Here is a 12,084-nt window from a genome sequence, read left to right on the forward strand (position 1 = left end):
CCGTTCAGAGGCCGCTGCGCGTATCGATGACGCGCTGCGCGACGTCGGCGAGTTTGACGTTGCTGTCCTGCGAGAGTTGTTTGAGCATCTCGAACGCGCGCACCTCGTCCACGCCATAACGCTCCATGATGATGCCCTTGGCCTGGCCGATACGGTCCCTGGTGGCCATCGCCGACTGCAATTGCTCGCCCTGCCGGCTGGCCAGTATCGCCGCGGCGGCGTGTGCGGCCAGGACCGTGCCGATCACTTCGTCTTCGGCGTCGAAGGCGCGCGCATTCGAGCTGAACATGTTGAGGGCGCCTGCGGTGCGGTCGGCAGTGTAGAGCTTGATCGAGAGCCCGCTGAGCACGCCGTGATCCACCGCCGCGGCCGCATACAACGGCCAGCGATCCTCATTACGGAAGTCGTCGGTGCGCAGGATCAGCTCGTTGAGGGCCGCCTCCACGCACGGTCCCTCGCTGAATTGCATCTGGATTTCGTCGAGCGTGTGCGGCAGCTCCGAGGTCCCGGCAAGCGATTCGAATCTGCCGCCCCTGCCGATCAGTAGCACTCCGACTGCTTCCGCGCCCGGTATCAGCTCACACGCCGTCTCGGTGACGTCGTTCAGCACGTCCTCGACGGTGCGCGGCGAGGCGGACACACGCGCCAGTTCGGCCATCCGCTCGGCCAGCTCTTGGGTACGCGGCTGTGTCATGCCGAGAGTCTTCCCTTTAGGGCCGCCGACTACACGATTGTTTGCCGTTCGCCCTATTGGGCATGTCGAGTGGAAGCACGGGTGACGGTCGACCGTTACTCGCGCTGAGGTCTCGTCGGTTCAGACAGGCAGCCGACGGGGCCGCCCTCTTTCACCACCTAGGCAGGGTCACTCTCTTAGTTGTAGTACGGTCATCGGCATGGACGCATCCGATGTCTGGATCCTCGGCGGTTACCAGAGCGACTTCGCCAGGAACTTCAGCCGCGAGGGCCTGGACTACGCGGACCTGACCAGGGACGTTGTCGAGTCGACGCTCTCGGCGGCCAAGGTTGACGCTCGCGACGTCGGGGTGGTGCACGTCGGGAACGCGTTCGGCGAACTTTTCGCATCCCAGGGCCATCTCGGGGCGATGCCCGCCTCGGTGCACGAGGGGTTGTGGGGCACACCGGCCGCACGACACGAAGCAGCCTGCGCGTCCGGCAGCGTGGCCGTCCTATCGGCCATCGCCGATCTTCGGTCCGGGGCGTACCAGTCAGCCCTGGTGCTCGGAGTCGAGTTGGAGAAGACGGTCCCCGGTGACACGGGCTCGCGGCACCTCGGAGCCGCCGCCTGGACCGGGCACGAGGGCGCGGAGGCCAAGTTCATGTGGCCTTACATGTTCGACCGGGTGGCCGCCGAATACGACCGGCGCTACGGCATCGACGAGGCGCACCTGCGCGCCATCGCATCGCGGAACTTCGCCAACGCCCGCGCGAACCCGAATGCGCAGACCCGCGCATGGTCTGTCCCCGATCCCCTGACCGACGACGACGCCACCAACCCGGTCGTGGAGGGCCGGTTGCGCCGCTTCGACTGCAGCCAACTCACCGACGGCGCAGCGGGCGTCGTGCTGGCCACCGACGGGTTTCTCCGCGACCACCCGGACCTGCGGCCGCTGGGCCGCATTGCCGGGTGGGGTCACCGCACGGTCGGGTTGGGACTGCAGCAGAAACTCGATCGCGCAGCCGACGACCCATACGTGCTGCCACACGTTCGAGGTGCGGTTCTCGATGCCTTCGACCGCGCCCGCATCACGCTCGAAGACGTCGACGGGTTCGAGGTTCACGACTGCTTCACCCCCAGCGAGTACCTCGCGATCGACCACCTCGGACTCACCGGGCCCGGCGAGTCATGGAAGGCCATCGAGAACGGCGAAATCGAGATCGGTGGGCGTCTACCGATCAATCCGAGCGGCGGCCTGATCGGCGGCGGACACCCGGTCGGCGCCTCCGGGGTGCGCATGCTGCTGGACGCGGCCAAACAGGTCAGCGGAACCGCGGAGGACTATCAGGTCGAGGGCGCAAACACGTTCGGCACCTTGAACTTCGGCGGCAGCACCGCCACCACCATCAGTTTCATCGTCGGGAAGGCATGACATGGGCAGCGCGAATGTGGAGATCGTCGGCAAATACCTGACGACACTTCCGGACGACGACGACCATCCGTACCGCACCGGGCCGTGGCGCCCGCAGAACACCGAGTGGGACGCCGACGACCTCCAGCCTGTCGAGGGCGAGATCCCGGCCGACCTCGACGGCGTCTACCTGCGCAACACGGAGAACCCGCTCCATCCGGCGCTGAAGTTCTACCACCCGTTCGACGGGGACGGCATGGTGCACGTGGTCGGCTTCCGCGACGGAAAAGCGTTCTACCGCAACCGGTTCGTCCGTACCGACGGTTTCATCGAGGAAAACGACGCCGGCGGGCCGCTGTGGCCCGGGCTGGCAGAGCCGATCCAACTGGCCAAGCGTGATTACGGCTGGGGCGCACGCACTTTGATGAAGGACGCGTCGAGTACCGACGTCCTCGTGCACCGCGGCGTCGCGCTCACCAGCCACTACCAGTGCGGCGACCTATACCGCGTCGACCCGTTCACCGGCGACACCCTTGGCAAGGAGGACTGGCGGGGCAAGTTCCCCGTGGATTGGGGCGTTTCGGCGCACCCCAAGGTCGACGATCGCACCGGCGAGCTGCTGTTCTTCTCCTACAGCAAGCAGGACCCGTATATGCGCTACGGCGTCGTTGACGAGGACAACAACCTCGTCCACCTCACCGATGTACCGCTGCCCGGTCCGCGGCTACCGCACGACATGGCGTTCACCGAGAACTACGCGATCCTCAACGACTTCCCCATGTTCTGGGATCCGAAGTTGCTCGAAGCCGACATCCACTTCCCGGGTTTCCACCCGGACATGCCGTCGCGGTTCGCCGTGATCCCCCGCCGCGGTGGCCCTTCCGACATCCGGTGGTTCGAGGCGGATCCGACGTTCGTGCTGCACTTCACCAACGCGTACGAGGACGGGGACGAAATCGTCCTCGACGGCTTCTTCCAAGGTGACCCGTCGCCCGTCGACACCAGGGCCGGCGACAAGTGGCAGCGGGCCTTCCGATTCCTGGCGCTCGACCGGCTGCAGACACGGCTGCACCGCTGGCGGTTCAACCTCGTCACCGGACAGACCACCGAGGAACAGCTGACCGACACGATCACCGAATTCGGCATGATCAACGGCGGTTTCGCCGGTCTCCCCTACCGCTACACATACGCGGCCACCGGCAAGCCGGGTTGGTTCCTGTTCGACGGATTGGTCAAGCACGACCTGGACACCGGCGCCGAACAACGGTTCAGCTTCCCCGACGGGGTGTACGGCAGCGAGACCGCGATGGCGTCGCGACCGGGGGCGATCGCCGAGGACGACGGATACCTCGTCACGCTCACGACGGACATGAACGCCGACGCCTCCTACTGCCTGGTGTTCGACGCCGCCAGGGTCGCCGACGGTCCCGTCTGTAAACTTCCTCTGCCGGAACGGGTCTCGAGCGGTACGCACTCCACGTGGGCCGCCGGGTCGGAGTTGCGGCGGTGGCGGGAGACCGATTCGGCAGCCGAGGCCGTCGGCCTCTAGGTGCCCGCACCCGACCCGAACGCCGTTGCCCGCATGCTCGGGCTGCTCGGAGACGAGTGGACGCTGCTCGTCATGCAGCAGTCGCTGCTGGGCGCGACACGGTTCGGGGATTTCAAGGCCCGGCTGCCGATCTCGAACTCGGTGCTGACCGCGCGGCTGCGAACGCTGACTACCGCGGGACTGCTCGAGCGGCGTCAATACCAGGACCGGCCACAACGTTTCGAGTACACCGGAACGCCCCGTGGTCGGTCGCTGTGGCCGGTGCTGCTCTCGATCTGGGAGTGGGAACGCCACTGGGTCCCCGATCACGCCGAGCCGTTACCCGCCATGCGCCACGCCGCGTGCGGCGCCGACTTCGCCCCGGTGGTGGTCTGCCGTTCCTGCGGCGAGCGGGCCGACGACAAAGATGTTGTCCCGCAGTGGGGTCCGAGCGGATCGTGGGAGCGATCTGTTCCCGCCGCGGCGCCGACGCGTCGACGCTCGGAGTCCGACCAGCACGCCGCGGCCGGCCTCTTCCCGCAGACGATGAGCGTCATGGGCAACCGCTGGGGCTTCGCGCTGCTGGTCGCGGCGTTCGTCGGCGTACGACGGTTCACCGACTTTCAGGTCCAGCTCGGCGCGCCGCCTGGGTCTATCGCCGACCGGTTGGCGATCTTCACCGCCAACGGCGTGCTCATCGACACCGGCAACCGGTACGACCTGACCGAGAAGGGTCGCGCGCTGTTCCCGGTGCTGATCTCTGCGCTGCAGTGGGCCCAGCGGTGGTTCCCGGACCCCGAGGGGCCCGCCGTCCTGCTGACACACACCACGTGCGGCGACCCCTTCACCGCCGTCTTCGCGTGCGATCAATGTGGCCGGGGGCTGGCCGGCGCACAGGTCTCGATGGTTCCGAATTCGTGAAGAATTTGTGCTAGCACTCTCATAGTGAGAGTGCTAAACTCGCTGCTGCGCACAGTGATTTGGCTGCCCGCCAGGGTGGCGGGCTCTGAGATACGTAGGAGGTGAATTGCTGTGCTTCGCTTTGATCCGTTCACCGAACTAGATGCTCTGACCCGGGGTCTGCTGACGAATCAGACCGGATCAAACCGTTCACCCCGGTTCATGCCGATGGACCTCTGCAAGGTCGATGACCACTACCTACTGACCGCCGATCTCCCGGGCGTCGACCCCGGTTCGGTCGATGTCAGCGTCGACAACGGCACTCTGACCATCTCCGCACACCGCACGGCACGCTCGGATGACGGGGTGCAGTGGCTGGCCAACGAGCGATTCTTCGGCACCTACCGCAGGCAGCTGAGCCTTGGCGAAGGCATCGACGCGTCGAAGATCTCGGCCACCTACGAAAACGGCGTGCTGTCCGTGACCATCCCGATGGCCGAGCGCGCCAAGCCGCGCAAGATCGACGTCGCCCACGGCGGCGGCCAGAAGTCGATCGAGACCACGACCGTGGAAGCCGGGTAACCGCACCTAGTCGAGACTGCGGTCAGATCGCGTTCCCGTCCGGTTCTGCGATCTGACCGCTGTCTCGGCGCGTCTCCGCGCGTCACGCGTGACGGTTCAACCGGTACTGCAGGTTGTTTCGCACGGCCGGCCATTCGACGTCAAGGATCGAGTACACGACCGTGTCGCGGCGCGACCCGTCGGGCAGCACCTGGTGGCTGCGCAGTATCCCGTCCAGTTTGGCGCCGAGCCGCTCGATGGCCGCACGGCTGGCCATGTTGAAGAAGTGAGTACGGAACTCGACTGCGACACAACCGAGTTCGTCGAACGCATGGCCGAGCATCAGCAGCTTGGTCTCGGAGTTGACGCCGCTGCGCCTCGCCGAGGCCACGTACCACGTGTTGCCGATCTCGAGCCGCCGGTTGGGTGTGTCGACGGCCATGTAGCTCGACGACCCCACCAGTGTTCCGTCGTGACGCCGCACCACGAACGTCAACCCGGTGTCGGGGGCCTGCACCGCCAATCGGGCGTCCACCCACCGCTCGACGTCTTCCGGTGCGGGCGCTGCGGTGAACCACAGCCGGCCGAGCTCACCGTCGGCGGCGACCGCTGCGATCTCCGAGACATGCTCTCGGCGCAGCGGTTCCAGGGTCACCCAGCGGTCGCCGGTCAAACCGACCGGCTGGACGAAACCGCTTCCGCCGTCTACCCGACCGTCGCCCACGAGGTCACCATCGCCCAGACCGACAGGACGGCCGCGACCACGGCCATGGCAGCGCCGATGTAGAGCCCGTAACCCGCGGACACGGGCGAGTACACGTAGAGCCGGTAATACCACACGGCCAGGACCACCAACAGAACCGAAATCGCCAGCGCGGCAGTCGATGCGAGGCGAGCCGAGAAGCCGCGGGCCGACATCGCCCCCGCGACGATCAAGAACGACGCCAGCAGCACGATCAGCTGGCCCACCCCGAAGCCCGGCTTCGGCGCGGGCAGGTCACCGAAGATTCCACCGATCGCACTGACCCGACCGCCGTTCGCGGTCAACCACGGCAGCCATCCGCTCACGGAGACAATCGCCCCGCACAGGGCGACCAGCCATCCGGGGCGCACGCGCGACATGCCACGAGCCTATCGGCTGGATCGCGCCGCAACGGTCTCTAGTCTTGAGTGTCCGACACCGAAAAGGCAGGTACTGGAATGGCCGATCTTCCGGACTGGGCACAACGCCTCGACCTGTCCCCCCACCCGGAGGGCGGCTGGTACAGGGAGACGTGGCGCAGCGACCTGACGGTGCCGCAGTCCGCGCTGCCGCCGGCCTACACCGGCCCGCGCAGTGCGGGCACCGCGATCCTCTTTCTGTTGATGCCGGGCCAGCAGTCGGCGTGGCACACCGTGCGCAGTGCGGAACTGTGGTTGTTTCACGCGGGCAGCCCGCTGCTGCTCGAGGTCGGACCCGAGCAGGACCGTGCCGCAGCCCATCTACTGGGCACCGACATCCTCGCCGGTGAGCAGCCCCAGTTCGTCGTGCCGCCGGGCCACTGGCAGCGCGCCCGCCCCCGCGACGACGAGCCGAGCCTCGTCAGCTGCGTGGTGGTGCCGGGCTTCGATTTCGCCGACTTCGAACTCGCGCCCCCTACCGGCTGATCGTCATCGCAGGCCCGCGCGCAGCCGTTCCAGCATCCGGCGGTCCCGCTTGGTCGGCCGCCCCGCACCGCGGTCGCGGGCCGCGAACTGCACCGTCTCGCTGACCGCCGGCTTCGGCGTCCGGTCGAGGTAACACGTCGACGCGTCCGCTGCGCCCACCCGCTTCTGAATCACCCGCAGCACTTCGACGACGCGGGTGGTCTGCCCGATTCGAGCCCGGACCTCGTCGCCGGGCGACACCATGGTCGCCGGCTTGGCGGGTCGACCGTTGACCCGGACGTGCCCACCGCGACACGCCTCTGCGGCATCCGGCCTGGTCTTGGCCAGCCGGACCGACCACAACCACCTGTCTACGCGGGTCGACTCCACGTCACCATCATGAACCCTCCACGGCAACCTTATTGTGACCTTATTTCTGCCTTATTTTTCTTAGAAAGAGGTGTACGGTGAGTCCACGCGGGCGCTCAGCGACGGAAGGAGCCCGACATGGATCACGATCCCGAACGCATCGTTCTGGTCACCGGCGGCTCGAGGGGGCTCGGCGCACGGGTCGCGCGCCAGCTCGGCAGCGTGGACACCCACGTCGTGGTGACACGCGACGTCTCCGACGAGGTCGAATCCGCGGAGGTGATCGAGGGCATCGCATCCCGCTTCGGCCGGTTGGACACCTTGATCCTCAACTCGTCGGATGTGCTCGACACCGGGGCGGATCCCGAGTGCGCGATGCGCCTGAACCGCGATGCCCAACGGCGCCTCGCGCTGGCGGCGCTCCCGTTGATGCCGGTCGGCGGCCGGATCGTGTTCGTCACCAGCCACCAGGCCCACTTCTTCCCCGACAAGGCGGTGCCCAAGGGCTATACCGCCGTCGCGGCGAGCATGCGGGCCGGCGAAACCGCCCTGCTGACAAGGCGTTCGGAGTTCCGCCAGGCCGGCGTCCAGCTCACGGTGGTGTCCGGCGACATGAGCCACATGACGTTTGCCGACGCCGTCGTCGAAGCGGCCACCACGGCGAACCCGGCGAGCATCGTGTTCGTCGGCAGGACCGACTACTTGATGACCGCCTGACACTCGCTTACTGCAGCGAGCTCAGGTTGAAGGCCGCGCCGGTGCAATCAGCCACCGCGGCCAGCCGCCCGTAGGGCGTGTCCTCGGCGTCGCGGATAACGCTGCCGCCGTTGTCGAGTACCAGCTGCACGGTCTTGTCGACGTCGTCGGCGCCGAGGAAGAAATTCCAGTTCGACGGCTGTTCCGCGGGCAGGAACGCGCTGCCGTCCATCAGGCCCAGCAGCGCCTTGCCGTCGAAGCTCGCTGTGCTGTACCGGAATTCGTCGGTGTCGGATACCGTGTCGACCTGCCAGCCGAACAGCTCGCGATAGAACCGTTGGGTGCCGGCGTAGTGGCGGCCGGTCCACTGGAAGTACACCGGCGCGCCGTGTTCGTTGACGATCTCGAATCCGCGGTGCCCGCCCGGCTGCCACAGCCCGACGAACGCTCCGCTAGGGTCGGACAGCATTCCCATCCAACCCTTGTCCTGGATCTCCATGACGGGCGCTCCGCAGGTGGTCGCGCCCAAGGCGATCGCGGCATCGAGCGTGGCCTTGGCGTCGGTGGTGTGGAAGTAGGTGGTCCAGCCGTCGGGGCTGTTCCACTGCGGATCATTTGGCATCAGGCCGGCGATCAGCCTGCCGTCCTTGGACGCGGTGACGTAGCCGCCGAACTCGGGGCCCGCCGACTCGAACGTCCAGCCGAAGACCTCAGCGTAGAAGGCTTGTGAGCGTTCGACGTCCGAGGACGCCAGGTCGATCCAGATCGGGGCGCCCACAGGGGCGGAATTGCGGACGGGCACGGCGGTCTCCTTCGCGGTGAGTGGTCAGTCACCGGTGCAGACCGCCGTCGTCTCGAAAACTCATCGCCATCTTCGGCGAGCAGACGTAAAGCTGCCCAAAATGCCGCGAAAAGGGACAGTTTTGCGTCTGCTCGCGGTCAAGGGGTGACGCCGAGGACCCGCAGCGCGTTCTCCTTGTAGATCAACGACTGCACCGCCGGATCGACGTCGAGGGTGTCGAAGTCGCTGCGCCACCGGTCGATCTGGATGTACGGGAAGTCCGTGCCGAACAACACCTTCGTCCGCAGCTGCCTGCTCATCGCGCGAACGAGCTGCGGCGGGAAGTACTTCGGGCTCCAGCCGGACAGGTCGATGTACACGTTGGCCTTATGAGTGGCGATCGCGATCTGCGAGTCGACCCACGGCACCGCGGGATGGGCCATCACGATCGTCAGGTCCGGGAAGTCGGCGGCGACGTCGTCGAGCAGCATCGGATCGGAATAGCGCAACTTGATGCGGTGCCCGCCCGGTAGTCCCGACCCCATCCCGGTCTGGCCGGTGTGGAACAACGCGGGCAGCCCGGCCTCGGTGATCGCCTCGTAGATCGGGTAGAAGCGACGATCGTTGGGCTCGAACGCCTGCATGCTCGGATGGAACTTGAAGCCCTTGACCCCGTAGTCGCGGACGAGTTCGTGGACCCGGTGCACCGCACGGCGCTCGTGCCAGGGGTCGACGCTGCCGAACGGGATCAGCACGTCGTTGTTGCGCGCTGCGCCCGCGACAAGATCCTCGATCGAGTTCGGCGTGTGCCGCATCGCGGTCCGCGCGTCGATCGTGAACACCACCGCGGCCGTGTTGTGCCGCCGGTACAGGTCGGCGATCGCGTCGACACCCGCCATCGCGCCGGGCGGCATCTTGAAGTACTTCTCGGTCGCTTCGACGAGCTCGTCGACGTACGCCTTGTGGCCGTGGCCGTCGATCTCGACGTGGGTGTGGATGTCGACCGCCGCGATGCCCGCGAAATCGATGCCGTATTCGTACTTCTCGCCGCGTACCGTCACCTACGTGACCATATATGCGCTGAACCTGTTCGACGTCGCCGACCGCGAGGAGTACCTCGCTTATTCGAGGCGATCCCCCGCCGAGGTCGCCAAACACGGCGGTCGCGTCGTCGCGCTGGGCCAGTTCCGCGAGGCCGTGCTCGGCGACATCGAGCCCCGCAAGGTGCTGATCCTCGTCGAGTGGGACTCAAAGGACGCGTTCGACGGCTACTGCAACGACCCCGAACTCGCCGACCTGCACGCGCACCGAGAGAACGGGTCGTCGTCGTACGTCTGGCACCTGTTCGACCGCCTGGACGACCTGCGACCGCTGCTCAAGCCCTAGCCGGCTGCGGCCTCCGGCGCGTAGCCGAGAGCGGCCTTGATCTCCAGGAACTCGTCGAACGCGAAGTGTCCCCATTCGCGACCGTTGCCGCTGCGCTTGTACCCACCGAACGGCGCGGCCATGTCGAAGCCGTGATTGATGGCGACCGATCCGGCCCGGATCCTCCGCGCGACCGCGCGCGCCTTCTCCAGGTCGGCGCCCGAAACATAGCCGGCCAGACCGTATTCCGTGTCGTTGGCGATCTCGAGCGCCTGGTCGAGGTCGTCGTAGCCGAGGATGCACAGCACCGGGCCGAAGATCTCCTCGCGGGCTATCGTCATGTCGTTGGTGACGTTGGCGAACACCGTCGGCCTGACGTAGTAGCCCTTGTCCAGCCCGTCCGGCCGTCCGGTACCGCCGATGGCGACGGTCGCGCCCTCGTCGATGCCCTTCTGGATCAGACCCTGGATCTTGTCGAACTGCGCCTTGGACGCGACCGGGCCGATCGCGGTCTTGTCGTCGGGATCGCCGACCTTGACCGCACCCGCCACCTCACGGGCGATCGCGATCGCCTCGTCCATGCGTGAGTTCGGCACCAGCATGCGCGACGGCGCGTTACAGCTCTGGCCGCTGTTCATCATCATCACCGAGACACCCGCGGTGACGCTCTTGGCGAAGTCATCGTCGTCGAGCACGATGTTCGGGCTCTTGCCGCCGAGTTCCTGGGTGACCCGCTTGACCGTCAACGCGGCGTTCTTCGCGACGTCGACACCGGCGCGCGTCGACCCGGTGAACGACACCATGTCGATGTCGGGATGCGCGGACAGTGCCGCACCGACACCCGGACCGTCCCCGAACACCAGGTTGTAGACGCCGGCGGGAACGCCTGCCGCATCGAGGATCTCGGTGAAGATCTGACCCGAGTACGGTGCGACCTCCGACGGTTTGAGCACCATCGTGCAACCCGTGGCCAACGCGGGGAACACCTTGCAGGCGATCTGGTTGATCGGCCAGTTCCACGGCGTGATCAGCCCGCACACCCCGATCGGCTCCTTGACCACCAGCGTGGCGCCGTGCTGCTCCTCGAACTCGAAGTTCTTCAGCACCTCGATCGCCGTCGCGAGATGGCCCAGCCCGAGGTTGACCTGGGGTCCGGCCGCGAGCGAGGCGGGCGCACCCATCTCCTCGTTCACCGCGTCGGCGAGGTCGCCCGCGCGCTTCTGATATTCGCCCATGATCGCCTGCAGCAGGTCGAGCCGCTCGTCGCGGCTGGACTGCGACCAGGTGGCGAACGCCCGCCGGGCGGCCTGCACCGCCACGTCCACGTCGGCCGACGAACCGATCGCGATCTTGCCGGAAACCTGTTCAGTGGTCGGGTTGTCAACCTCGAGGGTGTTGGGCCGGATCGGATCGACCCACTGACCATCGATGTAGAACTTCAGATATTCGCGCATGCCCTCACTCTTCCCTAGATGGCCGGCCTACTGGGTGCCTTCTGCATACCAGGTGCGGAATCGGTCGTACTTCGGCATCTCCTCGGAATTGGCCTTCGGGTCGATGCAGACGTGGACGACGGCCGTCTTACCGCTCGCGAACGCCCGCTTGATCGCCGGGCCGATCTCGTCGTCCTTCTCGACGTACTCGCCGTGGCACCCGAAGCCCTCGGCGACCTTGTCGAACCGGACGTCCTTGCTCCAGTGCACGCCCGGTTGCGGTGACGGCTGCTCGAACGTGCGCTTGTAGACGCCGACCTCAAGGCCCCACTGGTGGTCGACGCCGACGACGCAGACCAGCGGCAGGTTCTCACGCGCCGCGGTCTCGAGTTCGGCGATGTGGAACAGGAACGCGCTGTCGCTGGTGAGCAGCATGACCGGGCGTTTGCGTCCCTCCGCGACCGAGGCGCCGACGGCGTACGGCAGCCCGGTGCCGAGGTGGCCGAAGTTCTGGTTCCAGATCACGTCCCGCGGTTTGGTCTGCGAGTACGTCCACTGGAAGATCACCGTGGCGCCGCCGTCGCGCACCAGGATGCCGTCCTCGGTGCATTCGTCGAACGCCTTGGTGGCCTCGACGACGTACCGGGCCGGGTGGATCGGCGCGCGACCGCTGGGCGCCTCCTCGGCTACGCGCGCAATCTCGGCGGCGTCGGCCTTGATCAGGGCATCGAGATCTGC

15 protein-coding genes are annotated in these 12,084 nt (G+C 66.8%); 7 read left to right on the forward strand and 8 right to left on the reverse strand.

Going from position 1 to position 12,084, the window contains the following annotated elements; all coding sequences use genetic code 11:
* Positions 1 to 4: 4 nt before the first annotated feature.
* Positions 5 to 694, reverse strand: a complete 690-nt coding sequence (locus A5698_RS18615; protein ID WP_068299909.1) for a GAF and ANTAR domain-containing protein — start codon at positions 692 to 694, stop codon at positions 5 to 7.
* A 199-nt stretch (positions 695 to 893) separates the two neighbouring features.
* Here A5698_RS18615 and A5698_RS18620 point away from each other — a divergent pair, with 199 nt between their 5' ends.
* From A5698_RS18620 to A5698_RS18635, 4 genes are all read left to right on the forward strand, one after another.
* Positions 894 to 2,108 (forward strand): acetyl-CoA acetyltransferase, encoded by a 1,215-nt coding sequence (locus A5698_RS18620; RefSeq protein WP_068299911.1) that lies wholly within the window; start codon positions 894 to 896, stop codon positions 2,106 to 2,108.
* Position 2,109: 1 nt separating this feature from the next.
* Positions 2,110 to 3,636: a carotenoid oxygenase family protein gene (locus A5698_RS18625; RefSeq protein WP_067087343.1), complete on the forward strand. Its 1,527-nt coding sequence runs from the start codon at positions 2,110 to 2,112 to the stop codon at positions 3,634 to 3,636.
* 33 nt (positions 3,637 to 3,669) lie between these two features.
* A complete protein-coding gene (locus A5698_RS18630; protein ID WP_067087437.1) occupies positions 3,670 to 4,536 on the forward strand; it encodes a winged helix-turn-helix transcriptional regulator in 867 nt (288 codons plus the stop codon).
* A gap of 111 nt (positions 4,537 to 4,647) precedes the next feature.
* Positions 4,648 to 5,097, forward strand: a complete 450-nt coding sequence (locus tag A5698_RS18635) for an Hsp20/alpha crystallin family protein (protein WP_067087341.1) — start codon at positions 4,648 to 4,650, stop codon at positions 5,095 to 5,097.
* Positions 5,098 to 5,179: 82 nt separating this feature from the next.
* Here A5698_RS18635 and A5698_RS18640 read toward each other — a convergent pair whose 3' ends face one another.
* Positions 5,180 to 5,800 carry a GNAT family N-acetyltransferase gene (locus tag A5698_RS18640; RefSeq protein ID WP_068299913.1) on the reverse strand — a complete coding sequence of 207 codons (621 nt, stop codon included), beginning with the start codon at positions 5,798 to 5,800 and terminating at the stop codon, positions 5,180 to 5,182.
* Positions 5,782 to 6,198, reverse strand: coding sequence for a hypothetical protein (locus A5698_RS18645; protein ID WP_068299916.1), 417 nt, complete (start codon positions 6,196 to 6,198; stop codon positions 5,782 to 5,784). Before A5698_RS18645 ends, A5698_RS18640 begins: the two co-directional genes overlap by 19 nt.
* A 78-nt stretch (positions 6,199 to 6,276) precedes the next feature.
* Here A5698_RS18645 and A5698_RS18650 point away from each other — a divergent pair, with 78 nt between their 5' ends.
* Positions 6,277 to 6,723, forward strand: coding sequence for a cupin domain-containing protein (locus A5698_RS18650; RefSeq protein WP_067087330.1), 447 nt, complete (start codon positions 6,277 to 6,279; stop codon positions 6,721 to 6,723).
* 3 nt (positions 6,724 to 6,726) lie between these two features.
* Here A5698_RS18650 and A5698_RS18655 read toward each other — a convergent pair whose 3' ends face one another.
* On the reverse strand, positions 6,727 to 7,092 hold the full coding sequence (locus A5698_RS18655) for an RNA-binding S4 domain-containing protein (protein ID WP_084792516.1): 366 nt from the start codon (positions 7,090 to 7,092) through the stop codon (positions 6,727 to 6,729).
* A gap of 117 nt (positions 7,093 to 7,209) precedes the next feature.
* On the opposite strand from A5698_RS18655, the gene A5698_RS18660 reads away from it, so the two are divergent.
* Positions 7,210 to 7,788, forward strand: coding sequence for an SDR family oxidoreductase (locus tag A5698_RS18660; protein WP_067087325.1), 579 nt, complete (start codon positions 7,210 to 7,212; stop codon positions 7,786 to 7,788).
* Between the two features lie 7 nt (positions 7,789 to 7,795).
* On the opposite strand, the gene A5698_RS18665 is transcribed toward A5698_RS18660, so the two are convergent.
* A complete protein-coding gene (locus tag A5698_RS18665; RefSeq protein ID WP_068299920.1) occupies positions 7,796 to 8,569 on the reverse strand; it encodes a VOC family protein in 774 nt (257 codons plus the stop codon).
* Between the two features lie 137 nt (positions 8,570 to 8,706).
* Positions 8,707 to 9,609: an amidohydrolase family protein gene (locus A5698_RS18670; protein WP_068299924.1), complete on the reverse strand. Its 903-nt coding sequence runs from the start codon at positions 9,607 to 9,609 to the stop codon at positions 8,707 to 8,709.
* Between the two features lie 4 nt (positions 9,610 to 9,613).
* Between A5698_RS18670 and A5698_RS18675 the strand changes: the two genes are divergently transcribed.
* Positions 9,614 to 9,934 (forward strand): DUF1330 domain-containing protein, encoded by a 321-nt coding sequence (locus A5698_RS18675; protein WP_197500640.1) that lies wholly within the window; start codon positions 9,614 to 9,616, stop codon positions 9,932 to 9,934.
* Here the strand turns inward: A5698_RS18675 and A5698_RS18680 are convergent.
* Positions 9,931 to 11,367 (reverse strand): aldehyde dehydrogenase family protein, encoded by a 1,437-nt coding sequence (locus A5698_RS18680; RefSeq protein WP_067087317.1) that lies wholly within the window; start codon positions 11,365 to 11,367, stop codon positions 9,931 to 9,933. The genes A5698_RS18675 and A5698_RS18680 overlap by 4 nt on opposite strands.
* 27 nt (positions 11,368 to 11,394) lie before the next feature.
* The coding region (locus A5698_RS18685) for a thiamine pyrophosphate-dependent enzyme (protein WP_231967457.1) at positions 11,395 to 12,084 on the reverse strand (690 nt) is incomplete at its 5' end.

The sequence above is a fragment of the Mycobacterium sp. E136 genome (genome assembly GCF_001666865.1).
In the GTDB taxonomy this organism is placed as follows: domain Bacteria; phylum Actinomycetota; class Actinomycetes; order Mycobacteriales; family Mycobacteriaceae; genus Mycobacterium.